At 71.6% G+C, this 15,895-nt stretch carries 14 protein-coding genes; 7 read left to right on the forward strand and 7 right to left on the reverse strand.

The genetic code is table 11. The annotated features are described in order from the left end of the window. Positions 1 to 225: 225 nt before the first annotated feature. Together E1264_RS03980 and E1264_RS03985 are read left to right on the forward strand one after the other, a co-directional pair. Positions 226 to 1,131 (forward strand): helix-turn-helix transcriptional regulator, encoded by a 906-nt coding sequence (locus E1264_RS03980; RefSeq protein ID WP_243710728.1) that lies wholly within the window; start codon positions 226 to 228, stop codon positions 1,129 to 1,131. A 166-nt stretch (positions 1,132 to 1,297) separates the two neighbouring features. After that, complete coding sequence (locus tag E1264_RS03985; protein ID WP_243710729.1) at positions 1,298 to 2,113, forward strand: SAM-dependent methyltransferase; 816 nt, start codon at positions 1,298 to 1,300, stop codon at positions 2,111 to 2,113. On the opposite strand, the gene E1264_RS03990 is transcribed toward E1264_RS03985, so the two are convergent. The 7 genes from E1264_RS03990 to E1264_RS04020 form a co-directional block, all read right to left on the reverse strand. Further along, the gene (locus tag E1264_RS03990; protein ID WP_132169649.1) at positions 2,086 to 4,605 is read right to left on the reverse strand and encodes a CehA/McbA family metallohydrolase; all 2,520 of its coding nucleotides are present in this window, start codon (positions 4,603 to 4,605) and stop codon (positions 2,086 to 2,088) included. The genes E1264_RS03985 and E1264_RS03990 overlap by 28 nt on opposite strands. Then, the gene (locus E1264_RS03995) at positions 4,602 to 6,101 is read right to left on the reverse strand and encodes an APC family permease (RefSeq protein ID WP_132169651.1); all 1,500 of its coding nucleotides are present in this window, start codon (positions 6,099 to 6,101) and stop codon (positions 4,602 to 4,604) included. Before E1264_RS03995 ends, E1264_RS03990 begins: the two co-directional genes overlap by 4 nt. A gap of 132 nt (positions 6,102 to 6,233) precedes the next feature. Next, positions 6,234 to 7,700 (reverse strand): PucR family transcriptional regulator, encoded by a 1,467-nt coding sequence (locus tag E1264_RS04000; protein ID WP_132169653.1) that lies wholly within the window; start codon positions 7,698 to 7,700, stop codon positions 6,234 to 6,236. A 79-nt stretch (positions 7,701 to 7,779) separates the two neighbouring features. Continuing rightward, complete coding sequence (locus E1264_RS04005) at positions 7,780 to 8,139, reverse strand: cupin domain-containing protein (protein ID WP_165963976.1); 360 nt, start codon at positions 8,137 to 8,139, stop codon at positions 7,780 to 7,782. Further along, on the reverse strand, positions 8,136 to 9,773 hold the full coding sequence (locus tag E1264_RS04010; protein WP_132169657.1) for a N,N-dimethylformamidase beta subunit family domain-containing protein: 1,638 nt from the start codon (positions 9,771 to 9,773) through the stop codon (positions 8,136 to 8,138). The genes E1264_RS04005 and E1264_RS04010 overlap by 4 nt, the downstream gene beginning before the upstream one ends. 7 nt (positions 9,774 to 9,780) lie before the next feature. Continuing rightward, positions 9,781 to 10,740: an agmatinase gene (gene speB, locus E1264_RS04015; protein ID WP_132169659.1), complete on the reverse strand. Its 960-nt coding sequence runs from the start codon at positions 10,738 to 10,740 to the stop codon at positions 9,781 to 9,783. Continuing rightward, positions 10,740 to 12,182 carry an aminobutyraldehyde dehydrogenase gene (locus E1264_RS04020; protein ID WP_132169661.1) on the reverse strand — a complete coding sequence of 481 codons (1,443 nt, stop codon included), beginning with the start codon at positions 12,180 to 12,182 and terminating at the stop codon, positions 10,740 to 10,742. Before E1264_RS04020 ends, speB begins: the two co-directional genes overlap by 1 nt. Before the next feature lie 242 nt (positions 12,183 to 12,424). Between E1264_RS04020 and E1264_RS04025 the strand changes: the two genes are divergently transcribed. From E1264_RS04025 to E1264_RS04045, 5 genes are all read left to right on the forward strand, one after another. Continuing rightward, complete coding sequence (locus E1264_RS04025; RefSeq protein ID WP_132169663.1) at positions 12,425 to 13,255, forward strand: SAM-dependent methyltransferase; 831 nt, start codon at positions 12,425 to 12,427, stop codon at positions 13,253 to 13,255. After that, on the forward strand, positions 13,252 to 13,470 hold the full coding sequence (locus E1264_RS04030; protein WP_132169665.1) for a DUF397 domain-containing protein: 219 nt from the start codon (positions 13,252 to 13,254) through the stop codon (positions 13,468 to 13,470). Before E1264_RS04025 ends, E1264_RS04030 begins: the two co-directional genes overlap by 4 nt. Before the next feature lie 117 nt (positions 13,471 to 13,587). Beyond that, a complete protein-coding gene (locus tag E1264_RS04035) occupies positions 13,588 to 14,430 on the forward strand; it encodes a helix-turn-helix transcriptional regulator (RefSeq protein ID WP_132169667.1) in 843 nt (280 codons plus the stop codon). Positions 14,431 to 14,480: 50 nt separating this feature from the next. After that, a complete protein-coding gene (locus E1264_RS04040) occupies positions 14,481 to 14,678 on the forward strand; it encodes a DUF397 domain-containing protein (RefSeq protein WP_132169669.1) in 198 nt (65 codons plus the stop codon). A gap of 433 nt (positions 14,679 to 15,111) precedes the next feature. Beyond that, a complete protein-coding gene (locus E1264_RS04045) occupies positions 15,112 to 15,876 on the forward strand; it encodes a hypothetical protein (RefSeq protein WP_132169671.1) in 765 nt (254 codons plus the stop codon). Positions 15,877 to 15,895: the final 19 nt, after the last annotated feature.

The following is a 15,895-nucleotide window of genomic DNA, read 5'->3' on the forward strand; positions in this document are numbered from 1 at the left end:
AAAAGCGGATGATGTGAAGCATCAGGCCGGGCCGTGGCCCCCGTGCGGCCCGGCCACTTCCTTGCCCCGAACCCCGCCTTGCCCGACCCTGGACTCCCCGGCGACGCCCCGAGCTTCGGCGCATTCACCGAAGGCGAAGACGCTCATTTCACGGCTCATGAGTACTAGTGTCGACATCACAGTGTGCAATCGAGACGTGCCGTTGTGTGGCGCGCGGGAGCGGAAGTGAAAGCACTTCGACCGGACGGCGACCCGGAGCCGATTCGCCGCGTGCCCGGGCAGAGCGGGCCCACGGTGCTGCGCATGCTGCTCGGCGGGCAGCTCCGGCGGCTGCGCGAGAGCAGGGGCATCTCGCCCAAGGACGCGGGGGAGGCCATCCGCGCGTCCGCATCCAAGATCAGCCGGCTGGAGCTCGGGCGGGTCGGGTTCAAGAAGCGCGACGTCGCCGACCTGCTCACCCTGTACGGCGTGATCGCGGAGGAGGAGCGCGAACCCCTCCTCGAACTCGCCGAGGGCGCCAACCGGCCCGGCTGGTGGCAGAGCTACAGCGACATCCTGCCGCCCTGGTTCGAGGTCTACATCGGGCTGGAGGAGGCGGCGTCCGCGCTGCGGGTCCACGAGACGCGGTTCGTCCCGGAGCTGCTGCAGACCGAGGAGTACGCCCGCGCCGCGCTCGGGCTCGGCCACCCGATGGCGTCCGCGACCGAGCTCGAACGCCGGGTCAACGTGCTGATGCGGCGCCAGCGCATCCTCCGCCGCGCCGAGCCCCCGCTGTTGTGGGCGCTGGTCGACGAGGCCGCGCTGCGCCGCCCCATCGCCGACCGCGACGTCATGCGCGCCCAGATCGTCGCGCTGCTCGACGCGGTCCGCACGCAGGACGTCACCCTGCAGATCGTGCCCCCGGCGCGCAGCGCGATGGCGGCGATGTCGGGCCCGTTCACGCTGCTGCGGTTCGCCGAGCCGAGCCTGCCGGACGTCGTGTACATGGAGCAGCTCACCAGCGCGCTCTATTTGGACAAGGCCGCCGACCTGTCCGTCTACAAGCGGCACCTGGACCGGCTGTCGGTCAACGCGTCCCCGCCGTCCGCCACCGGCGACCTGCTGACGGCCCTCCTCGACGGGATGCAGTGAGCGGCCGGGCGCCTGAACGGCCAGGCCCCCGGTGGGAGTCGCCATTTTTCGCGGCGGACGATCTGATTGCAGATTTCCGACCGTACGGCCAGAATGAACGGGCCCGCACCGACATGCCATGGAAACGTGGACCCCGAAGCGCCGAAACCCTGTGGGAGGCGAAGTCGTGACCGGTGATGCGTACGCGCCCGGCCAGGAGCCGGAGATCCAGATCGACACCAGCGTCGCGCACCCCGCACGGGTGTGGGACTACTGGCTCGGCGGGAAGGACCACTACCCCGCCGACATCGAGGTGGGCGACCAGCTGGAGGAGACGATCCCCGAGGTCGTCCTGTGGGCGCGCGCCGATCGCGAGTTCCTCGGCCGCCTCGTCCGCCATGTGATCGGCGAGGGCGTGCGGCAGTTCCTCGACATCGGCACCGGCATCCCGACCAGGGACAACACCCACCAGGTCGCGCAGCGCCTCGCCCCCGAGAGCCGGGTCGTGTACGTCGACAACGACCCCGTCGTGCTCGCGCACGCGCGGGCGCTGCTCGCCAGCTCGCCCGAGGGCGCCACCGACTTCATCGACGCGAACCTCCACGACCCCGAGACGATCCTGAACGAGGCCGCCCGCACGCTCGACTTCACCAAGCCGGTGCTGGTCACGCTGCTCGGCATTCTGGAGTTCAGCGTCACCGACGAGGCGTACACGATCGTGAACCGGGTGCTGGAGCCGTTCCCGTCCGGCTCGTACCTGGCGATCGCCTGCCCCAGCAACGAGGCCAACACCGAGGCGATGGACGAGGTCGCCCGGAAATGGAACGACAGCGGCGCCACCCCGATCATCATGCGCAGCGCCGAGGGTCTCAAGCGCTTCTTCGAGAACATGGAGCTGCTGGAGCCGGGCCTGGTGCCGCTGCCCCAGTGGCGTCCCGACCCCGGCACCCTCTACGCCGACCGGGCCATGGACTTCTACTGCGCCGTGGGCCGCAAACCCTGACCGCCGAGGCGTTCGCGGATCGTCCGCCGGGCCTCGTCCAGGGGTTCGAGGAGGAAGCGGTCGTGATCCGGGGTGCCGTGGCGGTGGTCGACCGGGCCGGGCCAGGCGGTTCTCGCGCGGGTGGTGACGTGCTGCTCGACACCGTCGATGAGCTGCAGCATCTCGGTGAGGACGGCCTCGTCCGTGCGCTCGTAGGCGTCGCCGGGCGCGACGTACACCGGGGACGTGTGCGCCATGATCGGACGTTCCCAGACGTCCTTGTGCCGGGCCACGCCCTCCCCGGGGCCGTAGCAGCGGGCGGCGATCCAGGACGGCTCATCCACGGCGAGGTCGACGTCGACGGAACCGGCCTGGACCGCCGAGTCCCAGCGCCGTGACCCGGCCACGGAGCCGTTGACGACGATCTCCACCCGGTCGACCGGGAAGATCGAGCGGAACTCCGCCGTGCAGCGGACGGAAGGGGCGCCGGTGAGCACGGACCCGGGCGCGGCCCCGTCGACCGACAGGCGCAGGTGCGGGCCGCTCGTCACGACCGTGTCACCGGACCGGACGGCGGCGCACCAGTCCCAGTAGTCCATGGTCCGCGGGTCGGGCACGCGGGCGTAGGTGCGGACGAGGCCGATCGGGACCTCGCTGGTCATCTTGTCCGTGCCGCCGACCAGCGTCAGGCGGTATCCGGCGTTGAGATACCGGTAGTACTGCGCGATGTTGTAGTCGTCGTAGGCGATCATCTCGACGCCGTCCAGCCGACCGGTGGCGATCAGCGCCGCGGCCTCGCCGTTCGGGACGGGGAAGTGCGCGAGGACGACCGTCCCGCCCTGGGCGTGGCACTCGTCCGCCCAGCGGGCCAGGGTCGTCTCCAGGCCGCCGCCGAGATCGGACTCCTCGGCGCCGCCCGTGCACCACGGGCGGACGGGCGTCCGCAGGCCGAGCAGGTTGATGTGCCCGAGCATCGCGGTCCGGTTCTCCTGACCGGCGAACACGTGGGTCGTCCCGTCGGCGGACGTGTGCGGGTGGCCGGTGAAGTCCTCGGTGTTGGTGTAGAGGTGGCCCCACTGGCTCATCAGCAGGTTCGTCACGCGCACGCCCTCGCCGCGCGCCTCCAGCTCGGCGCCGTGCGTGGACACGAAGTGGACGTGGGTGTCGCCCGCGACGTACCCGTCCGCCTCCGGGTCATGGAAGCGCTTGAGCCGCAGTTCGAGCGTCCGCTGCCCGGGACGGATCGTCAGTTCCTCGCGCAGCGGCACGTAGTCGAAGCCTCGCGCCGCCTCCACGATGACCGGCCCGTGGGGGAGCCAGCCCTCGAACTCGCCGTCGACGTAGGCGTAGGTCCGCTGGCCCAGGCGGACGTCGCCGCCGATGTCGAGGTTCCAGGTGTTGCCGTCGGAGTTGATGTGCGTGTGATGCCCGTAGGGCGCGAGCGGGACGCCGTCCGGGGTGTGGAAATGCAGGCGGCAGGGGAGGGGCTCGCCGGTCGCGTCGTCCACGACGGTGCCCTTGATCCAGGCCCGTCCGGGGTCGGGGAGGCGCCATTCGGTGCCGTCCGCGGTGACGATCCGGCCCTGGTCGAGGAGGTCGCCCCAGGTGAAGGCGGAGGTCTCGGTGCCGCCGACTTCGAGCGTCACCGTCGCGGACGGCGTCGCCGCCACCTTGACGTAACCGGCGCGTGGGTTCGTCGCCCCACCCCAGCCGGGCGGGCTGGACACGCTGCCGCCGTCGACCGTCCGGTAGACGTAGGTGGCGGTTCCGCGGTCGACGGTCACCGCGAAGTCCTCGCCCACCGGGCCGCCGCGGTCCGAAAGCGTGAAGATCAGGTCGCGGGAGACCGTGCGGCCGAACGGGTCCTCCGGCAGGCGGCTCAGCGTGACGGCGCCGATCAGCACCGCGGGCCCGGCGGAGGCGATCCCGATCGCGGCGACCCGGCGCTCCGGGTGCGGGTTGCGCCACGGCCACAGGTAGAACCGGTACGGCAGGACGTAGGGGGAGCGGGCCTGCGGGTCGTCGATGTCCACGAACCGCGCGCCCGCCGCGTCGAACCGGCCGCAGGTGCGGTGCATCAGCTGATGCTGCGCGTCGGGCAGTGCCAGGAACGGGGTCTGACCCCAGTCGAGCGGAATCGGGCGGTCGCTCCACAGGCGCGGCGTCGGCCCGATCTCGAACCGCCGCCGGACGGGCACCGTCTCCGCGCCGCCGTCCGCGTACCGGACCGTGTACCGGGCGGCCTCCGAGCCGACCGGCGCCCCCTCGAACAGGTCCGGCTCCTCCAGGGCGTGGGCGAACAGGATCCAGTGGCAGTCGTCGTCCACCGGGATCTCGGTCTCGCCCGTCACGCGCACGAGGGACGCGCCCTCAAGGTCGTCGCCGAACCGGAACGGCAGGCCGTAGAGGTGCCGCTCGCCGGTGAACGACGCGTCGACGTCGTCCAGCAGGGTCAGCGGAGCGTTCCACGACGCCGCCAGGTCCAGGGCCCGGTAGCCGCGCTCCCAGGTCATGGGCGAGCGGCCGGGGTGGGGACGCTCTCCGGCTCGTAGGTCTTCTCCGCGAGCACCGCGTACCGGCCGGGGTCGCGGGAGCGCAGCGACATGGCCGAGGCGATACCCCCGATGAAGGCGACCACGCACGACCCCAGCAGGATCGCGTTGGTCACGGTGCCCGCGCCGGTCAGCAGCGAGATGTTGGACACCACCAGGACGATCACCACGCAGAGCAGGACGAAGCTCAGGCCGGGGGCGATCAGGGTGCGCCACAGCCCGTCGTCCACCCTGTTCCGCCGGAGGTAGACGATCACGGCGAGGCAGCACAGCGCCCACAGCGTGATGATCCCGAGGAAGCCGATCGAGCTGCCCCACAGCAGCAGCCCGAGGTAGGGGTCGAGGTCGAACACGGCCCAGGCCGCGACGACGACCGTCGCCAGCACCGTCTGCGCGGCGCCCGCCAGGTACGGCGAGCGGGTCCGCGGGTGGGTGCGGCCGAACGGGGCGGGCATCAGTCGCTCCCGGCCGAGCGCGAACAGGTACCGGTTCGCCGCGTTGTGCAGCGCGAGCAGCGCCGCGAACGCGCTGGTCAGCAGCAGGATCTCCATCACCGCGACGATGCTCTCCGGCGTGTACCGGTCGAACACCCCGGTGACGAGGGTCTCGGTGTTCTGCTCGGCCGCCGCGCCGATGCCGTCCGCGCCGATCGCCTGGACGAGCGTCCAGGTGACGAACGCGTAGAAGATCGCGATGAACGCGACCGCGATGTAGGTCGCGCGCCGGACCGTCCGGACGCCGCCGCGCGCCTCCTCGCTGAAGATCGCGGTGGACTCGAACCCCATGAACGCGCCGAACACCAGACCGAACATCGCCGCGTTGGACGTGTTGAACACCGTCCCGGGGGAGAACGAGGTGTACGTCGTGTCGCCCGAGCCGCCCTTCGCGAGGACGTAGACCGCCATCACCACGAGCACCGCCACCTCAAGGATGAGGAGGACGGCGAGGACCTTGGCGCTGGTCTGGATCCCGAGGAACCCGAGCCACGCCACCAGCACGATCCCCACGAGCGCGAACACCCACCACGGCACGGACAGGTCGGTGTACTTCTCGAACGTCCCCGCGGCGTAGAGGCCGAGCGCCCCGTAGGTGCTGATCTGCAGCCCGTTGTAGGCGAGCAGCGCCAGCGTCGCCGCGCCCGAGCCGAGCGGGCGGCCGAGCCCGCGGGTGATCGTCGCGTAGAACGCCCCGGCGTTGCGGACGTACTTGCTCATCGTCATGAACCCGGACGCGAACAGCGCCATCACGACGCCCGCCACGAGGTATCCGCCGGGGACGGCCGCGCCGCCCTTCAGGAAGTGCAGCGGCGCCACGGCGACGATCAACGTCAGCGGCGCCAGCGCGGCGAGGACCGTGAAGACGAGGTCCTTGGTGTCCATCGCGTTCGCGGCCAGCCGGCCGCTGCCCGCGGCCGGTGCCACGCGCTCGTCGCCTGGTGAGGTTGTCGACATGGTCATCCGCCTCCGGAGTTCCACGGGCTCTCTGGGCCCATTGCGGTCACGCTATGCAGCCGTTCCGGGCGGTAGAAGTGGACGATCAGCCCCACCGGGGCGCCCCCGTTGTACGCATCGCCCCAGGACAGGCCCCCCTCACCGGGCCTGGGTGCGCCAGCGGAGCGCGAACCACAGCTCCATGCGGGTGTCGGGGTCGTTCAGGTCCAGGTCGAGCAGCCGGGAGACCTGCCGCAGCCGGTGCCGGACGGTGTTGCGGTGCACGCCGAGGTCGGTGGCCGTCCGGTCCCAGTTGCCGTGGTGCGCCAGCCAGCTGCGCAGCGTGCCGAGCAGCTCGCCGGCCGCGGCGGCGGCGTCCAGCGGGCCGAGGAGCCGTTCGGCGTACCGGGCGGCCTGCGCGGAGTCGAGCAGCGCCATCACGCCGTGCGGTTCGGCGCCCGCGACCACGCACCCGCCGCCGATGCGCGCCCCGTCCAGCGCGGCACCGGCCTCGCCCCACGCCGGATCGAGGTCGTCGGCGGGATGCGGGCGGCTGATCCCGGCGAGGTGACCGGCGTCGTCGAGGAGCCCGCACAGGTCGTCCACCGGTTCGCCGCCGGGGACGATCGCGGTGAAGGAGTCGCCGTCCTGCTCCACGAACGGGGTGCCGAGCACCGCCGACAGCCGCTGCACGATCGTCTCGCGGGAGCCCGGCGGCTCGGTGAGCAGGCCGCGGACGACGCGCCACGGCGCGTCCTCGGCGAGGTCGAGCGGCCCGGCGAGCGCGCGGGCGAGGGTCGGGAGCCGCAGCAGCCCGGCCACGGCGGCGGCGCCGAGCGCCTCCGGCGAGCCCGCCGCCGACGGCGCGGTGAACAGCAGCGAAAGCGCCGACGCCGCGACGCCGACGACGCCCCGGTCGGCGACGCTGAACGGGCCGCGCCGCGCGACGGCCATCGCGTACCCGGTCGGCGCGGGGCCGAAGAGCCGCTGGATCTCGACGTGCTCGACGGCGGTGACGAGCGCCGCGCTCATCGGCGAGGTGCTCGCGGTGGCACGTTCCAGCGCCGCGGTCAGCTCCGCGTCCCGCCGGACCGGCCCGGCGGACCAGGTCCGGTCGCGGTTGCGGTCCACGACGAGGACCCAGCCGCCGAGCAGCTCGGCCAGCCGCTCCACGACGGCGCGCAGCGGTCCGGGCCCGGCCGCCGCCCTGATCAGCACGGCCTGGCCGTCCGACAGGTGCTTCAGGTCGCGGGTCTCGGCGCGGACCAGCTCGGCGTGCAGCAACTCGACGATCGACGCGAACGGCACATGCGGCGGCACCTCCAGCAGCGCCATGCCGTGCTCGTCGCAGGCGGCGACGAGTTCCGGCGGGACGGCGTCGAAGACCGGCGTCACCCCGAACCCGAGCGCCACGACCCCCGCCTCGGCGAGCCGCCGCACGTACGCGCCGCTCTCGGCCGGGCGGAACCCGGTCCCGGCGAGCAGCAGCAGCTCCCCGCCGCGCAGGAACGGCGACGGGTCGGTCAGCTCGCTGACGTGCACCCAGCGCACCCACCGGCCGGACGGATCGGTGGCGCCCAGCGGCCGCAGCGACAGCCGATCCACGAAAAGCCGAAGGGGAACCACGGGGCAACCGTAATGGTGGGACGGTTATGGCGAAGTAACAGCGGGTTCACCGGCGGACAGTTTCACCGGCGCCCGGCCGCTACCGGCGGACGGCGACGAAAATCTTGCTCGTGGGCTCGACCGTCACCCAGTCCCCCGCGAATCCCTGCGGGATGAAGAAGGCGTCACCGGCACCGAATTCCGCGCGGCCGCCGTCGAGGTCGACGACGGCGACGCGGCCGCTCAGGATCACGCATATCTCGTCGTACGGCCACGGGTCGATGCGCACGGCACCGGGCTCGCCCGTCCAGTACCCGCCCGAGTAGTCCCTGGCAGGACCGCCGTAGGCGAGGTATTCGGTCTCTTTCCACTCGGCCGAGAGGACCTCGTAGTCCTCGATGGGCGGCACCGTGGCGACGCCGTTCTCCGGCGACAGCCGGACGATATCGGTGATTGTCATGCCTCGTCCCTGACGGTGTCCGCGAGGAATCGGTCGAGGACGTTGCGGACGATCCGGTCGACGAACCGATCCCCCACATGGAGCGCGTACGGCCATTCCGTCGAACCGCCGTTGAACACCTCTCCGCGCCCGCGCGTGAACGCCGCGATCATCCCGGCGCCGCGCATCCCGCCCTCATGGACATAGTCGGGAAGGTCGTCGCCCAGCTCCCGGTTGTAGGCGTACACCTCCTCCTCGGGCCCGCCGATGGGCCACCGCCCGCCGAAGCGGTCCTCCTCGCCCCGGACCGCCGGGGTCATCGCGAGGATCTCCAGGGTCTCGGGCGCGCCGTCCTCGAACGTCGGGTACGGCAGGCCCCTGCGGAAGGTGTACTCGACCGAGTCGACCTCGAACGCCGCCAGGAAGGTCGGCGCCGCGCCGAGCTGGTCGCCGTAGTACAGGTCGGTCCCCTCGAACGCCCAGTGGTGCGGGCGGTAGACGGTGAACCCGCCCGACGATCGCGGCGTCGCGACCCCGTACCGGGTGTAGACGCCGCCGAGACCGTTCAGGCCGACGGTCATGGCTCCCGGCCGTCCCACCGACTTGGCCTCCCACATCGTCGTCGCCGTGCGCGGGGACCGCGCGGTGTCGGGGTCGAGGGACGGCAGCCGGTAGCAGTACTGCGTCGTCAGGTCGTCGCTCAGCCGGACCTGCCACTGGTAGTTCCCGCCGAACCGGGCGAAGCCCCCGCCGCCGTCGACGAAGCGGTCGACGGCGTCGCGCATCTCCCAGCTCCAGTACTCGTCGTGCCCCACCACGATCACGCAGCGGTAGCCGTCGAGGACGGTCTCGTCCACATGCAGGTCATGCTGGGTGAGGTAGTCGAGCTCGTAGCCGGTCCGCTCGGCCCACAGCACGAACAGCCGCTCGTACGACGCCCAGAACGCGTCGCCGTGGTGGCGGCTGTAGCCGTTCAGCCGCGCCCATTCGTAGGACGCGTAGCGCGGCACGCCGCCGATCGGCAGCGTGAGGTGGTTCGCCTCGCGCGGCGCGCCCTCCGGTTTGCGGATCATCCCGCGGGCGATCGGCCGCTGCGTGGACGACAGCGGGCTCCCGGCGTCCTCGCGCGGATCGTCGCCGAGCCCCCGGTAGTGGTTGGCGCCGCCCCAGTCGTTGTACGCCAGCATCGTGCCCGTGGCGAGGACGAGCGCCGCCTTCGGTCGCCGTCCCGGAGCGGCCTTGACCACGAAGAAGTGCTCGCGCTCCCACAGCTCACCGTCGCCGCGCACCGCCCGGACGGTCACGATGTAGAACCCGGGGCGCCAGTCGTCCGGAATCTCCAGCCTGAGCCCGGCGGGCCAGCCGCATCCCTGGGCGTAGGCGTCCGCGGGCGACTCGAAACGACCGGCCGTGACGCCGTCCTGCCGCCACACGACCTCCGGGTTCGGCCCGTCCCGGGTGATCTCCAGAGTGAACGACGGGACGCTCGCGCTCAGATGGAAGGCGACCGTCTCGCCGGGAAAGTAGGAGAACCGGCCGGTGTAGCACCACACCTCCTCGGCGTCCGGATCCGCGTACGCCGTCTCCGACGGCCACCCCCGAGGCGACCACGCGAACGCGGGCTTGGCGGTGTGCTCGGTGGCGCTGCCTTCCATCTGGGCCTCACTCCCCCTTGGTCCGGTGCCCGACGGCGAGCACGCTCAGCAGCTCGTACCCGACGTGAGCTGCGGCGATACCGGTGATCTCGGCATGGTCGTAGGCGGGCGCGACCTCCACGACGTCCGCGCCGACCAGGTTGGCCCCGGCGAGGCCGCGCAGCGTGCCGAGCAGCTCCCGGCTCGTCAGCCCGCCCGCCTCCGGGGTGCCGGTGCCGGGCGCGTGCGCCGGGTCCAGCACGTCGATGTCGACCGACACGTACACCGGGCGGTCGCCGAGCCGCGCCCGCATCCGCTCGACGGCCCGGGCGATCCCGCCGGTCTCGTAGTCGTCGGCGCGGACGACCTGGAACCCGAGCACGCCGTCGTCGGTCAGGTCCTCCCGCGAGTACAGCGGCCCGCGGATCCCGATGTGCATGCAGTGCTCGGGGTCCAGGAGCCCCTCCTCGGCGGCCCTCCGGAACGGTGTGCCGTGCGTGTACGGGGCGCCGAAATAGGTGTCCCAGGTGTCGAGGTGCGCGTCGAAGTGCAGCACGGCGATCGGGCCGTGGTCGCGGTGCAGCGAGCGGAGCAGCGGCAACGCGATCGTGTGGTCGCCGCCGATCGTCAGGAGCTTCGCGCCGTCCGCGCGCAGCTCGTCCGACCGCCGCTCGATCGTGCGGATCGCGTCCTCGATGTCGAACGGGTTCACGCCGATGTCGCCCGCGTCGGCGACCTGCTGCACGCCGAACGGCTCCACGTCCAGCGGCGGATGGTACGGCCGCAGCAGCTTCGACGACGCCCGGACGTGCCCCGGCCCGAACCGCGCGCCCGGACGGTAGGAGACGCCGGTGTCGAACGGCACCCCGACGATCGCCACGTCCACGCGATCGACCTGGTCGGTCCGCGGCAGCCGCGCGAACGTGGCCGGCTCCCCGTACCGGGGCACCCGCGTGGCGTCCACCGGCCCGACCTTCGGTTCCTCCATCACCCGTTCTCCTCGCCGAGCGCGGACATGACGTGCTTGACGCGCGTGTACTCCTCCACGGAGTAGAGCGAGAGATCGTTGCCGTAGCCCGACTGCTTGACGCCGCCGTGCGGCATCTCGTGGACGGGCGGCAGGTGGCAGTTGAGCCCGACGTGCCCGGCGTCGATCGCGGCGGACAGGCGCAGCGCCCGCGCGTGGTCGCGCGTCCACACGCTGGACACCAGCCCGTACGGCGAGTCGTTCGCCTGCCGGAGCGCGTCCGCCTCTCCGGCGAACGTCTGCACGGTGACGACCGGCCCGAATATCTCGGTGCGGCTCAGCTCGTCGGACGCGCCGACCCCGTCCACGACGGTCGGCCGGTAGAAGTACCCGGGCCCCGCCGGCTCCCCGCCGACCAGGACCTTCGCGTGCGACGGCGTCCGCTCGACCAGACCGCCGACGTGGGCGAGCTGGTTCGGATTGTTCAGCGGCGGGATGTACAGCGCGCCGTCATCGGTCTCGTCCGGCGCGAACCCGATCGTGCGGACCCGCCGGAGGAGTGCGTCCACGAACGCGTCGTGCGCCTCCTCCGCGACGATCACCCGGGTCGCGGCCGTGCAGTCCTGCCCGGCGTTGAAGTAGCCCGCGAATCCGACGCCGTCGGCCGCCGCCTCGATGTCGGCGTCGCCGAACACCAGCACGGGCGCGTTGCCGCCGAGCTCCAGATGCGCGCGCTTGACGGTGTCGGCCGCGGACCGGGCGACGGCCCGTCCCGCCGCCGTGCTCCCGGTGATCGACACCATCGCCGGGACGGGATGCGCGGCCAGCGCGGCGCCCGTGTCCCGGTCGCCGCACACCACGTTGAACACCCCGGGCGGCAGGATCTCCGCGAACAGCCCGGCCAGGTACAGGGCGCTGGCGGGCGTCGTGTCGGACGGCTTCAGCACCACCGTGTTCCCCGCCGCCAGCGCCGGGCCGAACTTCCACACCGCCATCATCGCCGGGTAGTTCCACGGCGCGATCACCCCGACGACCCCGACCGGCTCCCGCCGGATGGACGAGGAGTGCCCGCGCACGTACTCCGCCGTCGCCTTGCCTTCGAGCATCCGGGCCGCCCCCGCGAAGAACCGGAGCTGGTCGACGATCGGCACGATCTCCTCGCGCATGGTCAGCGCCGGAGGCTTGCCGGTGTCGCGGCACTCGATGGCGATGAGCTCGTCCGCGTGCCGTTCGATGGCGTCCGCCATGCGGAGCAGGTGCGCCATCCGCTCGCCGGGGGTCGTCCGCCGCCACGTGGCGAACGCCCGCGCCGCCGCAGCGCAGGCCCGGTCGACGTCGTCCGCGCCCGATCTCGGCGCCGTCGCGTAGACCTCCCCGGACGCGGGGTCGGCGATCTCCATGCGGCCGGCGGTTCCGGTGAACTCGCCGTCGATGAAGTTCCGCAGGTCGGTCTCGCCGCTCATCGCGCCCCCCTGTGTCGCCCGTCGGCTTTTGATCGGCTCACATTTGGTCAGCCCACACGCCCTCCGGGACGCTCCGCCGCCATGCTAGGAACCTGCCCGGCCGCCGCTCCCCGTGCGAATGGACCCGTCCGGCCGGGCCGGTTGTGCGTTTCGTCCCCCGCCTGGCCGTAACGATCTCCCGGGCGGGGGAAGCTGCTTCATAATTCGTGCATCACAAATCGTGGCAATGGAGGCGAAATCAGGTGGGCGAGACCGAGCAGGCTCCTCCCGGGGTGGACATCACCGTCCCCAGCCCGGCCCGCATCTACGACTACATCCTCGGCGGCACGGCCAACTACGAGGTCGATCGCCAGGCCGCCGAGAAGGTCCGCCAGGCCATGCCCGACATGGTGGACACCGCCTGGGCCAACCGCGGGTTCCTGCAGCGCTCGGTGCGGTGGCTCGCCGAGCAGGGCGTCCGGCAGTTCATCGACGTCGGCGCCGGCCTGCCGACCGGGAACAACACGCATGACGCGGTGCAGGCGGTCGCGCCCGACGCGCGGATCCTGTACGCCGACTTCGACCCGATCGTCGAAATGCACGCGAAGGAGCTGCTGAAGGACGTTCCCGGCACGGCCTGCATCACGGCGGACTTCCGCGATCCGGACAGCGTCCTGGAGCACCCGGAGACCCGCGCGATGATCGACTTCACGGAGCCGGTGGCGCTGCTCCTGGTGACCGTCACCCACTTCGTGTCGGACGAGGACGACCCCTGGGGCCTCATCCAGCAGTACATGGACCGGCTGGTGCCCGGCAGCTACCTCGCCCTGTCGGCCGTCACCAGCGACCGGCAGATGGAGGGCGCGGTCGACGACCTCAAGAAGGTGTTCGCCAAGTCGTCGTCCGGCGGCGCCTATCCCCGGTCCCGCGCGGAGATCGCGAGCTTCTTCACCGGGCTGGACATCGTCCCGCCGTACAAGGGCGCGCCGGCGGAGGTCTGCTACTTCGGCGAGTGGGGCGCCGAGGACCCCGTGGCGGCCGACAGCGAGGGCTCGCGCTGGGGATACTGTGCGGTGGCGAGGAAGCCGGCATGACCCGGAAGCCGACCGTCGAAGAGCTGGGCATCGATCCGGACGCCCTCGACTGGAAGCGCTCCGGCAACGACGAGGGCGCGATCGAGGTCGCGTTCGCCGGCGGATGGACGCTGCTGCGCACGTCCGGGGAGCTCATCTCGGTGTTCGACGAGAACGAGTGGGCGTGCTTCCTCGACGGCGTGAAGAAGGGTGAGTTCGACAACGCGGCGTCCTGACCGGCATGCCCGGACCGGGGTTCCGATCCGGGTATGCCGATTCGGCGCTGAATCTGTGATTCACAAATTCGGAAGGCGTATGCTGATGGCGGTCGTCTGTCAAGGGAGGTGGTTCCGTTGAACGAGGCCTACGGAGCCACCATCGCCAAGCGGGGGCTGGCACGCCGTCTGAGGGACCTGCGCGTCGAGGCGGGATACACGGCCAACCAGGTGTGCGACCGGCTGAACTGGGGCCGCGGCAAGGTCGGCCGGTTCGAGGCCAACACCTGGGTGCGGCCCGAGCTCAGCGACATCCGCGACCTCGCGCGCATCTACGACGGCAGCGACCTCGACGAGCTGGAGGAACTCGCCACGAAGGCCCGGCAGCGTGCCTGGTGGCGCGATTACCCGGACGTGTTCGACAACGAGTTCCCCGGCTACGAGGGCGACGCGTCCAGCATCCGGGTCATCATGCCGCTGGTCCTGCCGGGCCTGCTGCAGACGCTGCCGTACATGCAGGCCCTGCTGTCGTCCGGGACGAAGTCGCCGGAGTGGCGCGAGCAGGCGCTGCGGGCGCGGCTGCGGCGCCAGCAGATCCTCGACCGCACGGACGGCACGGCGCCGCAGCTCATCGCCCTGATCACCGAGGCTTCCCTGATGTACGAGTGGGGCGACGAGGGCGACCGCCGCGCCCAGCTCCGCCATCTGCTGACCGCGTCCGGCCGCCCGAACGTCGAGCTGCGGCTGCTCCGCCTGTCGGACGGCCTGCACCCCGGCATGTCGACGCTGGTCAACATCTTCCGTTTCCCGGGGGACGAGCCGCCCGTGGTCTTCCTGGAGAACGACGCCGACATCCAGCAGATCGACACCCCCGGCAAAGTGGAGGCCTATGACCGGATCTTCGAGCAGATCCGCGCGGCGGCGCTGAGCACCGCCGACACCGCGGAGCACCTGGAGAAACTCATCGCGACGCTGGAGTAAGGCTCCGGAGGGCTAGCTCCGGAGTAAGAACTACCTGGAGATGAAGCGATATGAACCTCTCTCAGGCACGGTGGTTCAAGGCCACCGCGAGCGCGAGCAGCAACGGCGGCTGCGTCGAGGTCGCCGACCTCGAGACGGCCACCGGGCTGCGGGACAGCAAGACGCCGGAGGCCGGTGCGCACGTCGTCCCCCGGTCGGTGTTCGCCACGTTCCTGGACGACGTCAGGGCCGGCCGCTACGACCGCTGACCTGGCGCACGGACCGCCCACCGACCAGGTGATCCTCGCGTAAGGGACCGCACTCGGCGAGACCAGCGGACCGGCTCCGGGGCGGAGGCCGGGCCGCACACCAGATCCCCCAGGGCTGCACCCCTGGGGGATCTGCGTGTGTGCGGCCCTCTCTCAGGCGCCGTCCACGTTACAGCGCGGAGGCCGAGCCGTCGCGTGCCCGCCGGTACGCGCATCCGCCCCTCCGCGCGGGCGCGTTCTGTGCGGCTTCGGGCGTATCGGTGAACGTCTCATTTGTAGAAGGAGAACCTTGGTCGTGTAGCCGGTTTCGGTCGCCGGGATGTGCGAAGCTTGGATCTGTGATTCACACATAGCGAGTCGCGAACCACGGAGGTTCATGTCGCGATTGTCTGAATTGCGATGATGGCTCCGCGATACTCGGAGAGTGGGCGTCATGACGAAGACCGCGGCCGCGTGCGGGATTCCCTGGCGGCTGGAGGACGGTGGCTGCGCCGTCCTTCCCCTGCCAGGGGACGACTCCATCGCAGCCGTGGCACGATCCCAGGTCAGGGGCCTGCTGCCCACGCTGGGGCTGGCGGTCAACGACGTCCACGACCTCGCGATCATGGTCAGCGAGCTGGCGACCAACGTGCTGCAGCACGCCACGTCCGGCGACGGGACGCCCGGCGCGGAACTCTGGGTGTATCAGCGCAGCGACGAGCGCGGCCGCGACGAGCTGGTCATCAAGGCCTTCGACACGCTCCGGCACTGGCGCCGCCGCCGCGAGGCGCCCGGTGACATGCACGAGCACGGCCGCGGGCTGGAGATCATCCGGATCCTGGCGGACGGGCGGTGGGGGCACCATCCGTCCAGGTCCCGGCTGAGCCACCCGGCGGTCCGCGGCAAGGCCACCTGGTTCGCGCTCCCCGTCACCCGCACCGTCCACGCCCGCCGCCACGCCCGGCAGGTCGACGAGCCGCACGCGATGAGGAACCTGGAGAAGCTCCTCGTCCAGCGCGGCGTCGACCGCCTCCAGCGCAGGGACGAGCTCGGCGTCAGCATGCTCACCGGCCCCGGCGACCTGACGGTGTGGTGCGAGACCGCGACGTTCCGCTGGTGCGCGCGCTCCGGCGAGACCGGAAAGCTCCCCGCCTCCGACATCACGGAGGTGTGCGAGCAGGTCGTCCGGCTCTACGAGGCTCTGGACGACCGGAGTTAGGAGGGGGTCGGGTGGCCTG

Source organism: Actinomadura sp. KC216, assembly GCF_004348535.1.
GTDB lineage: Bacteria > Actinomycetota > Actinomycetes > Streptosporangiales > Streptosporangiaceae > Spirillospora.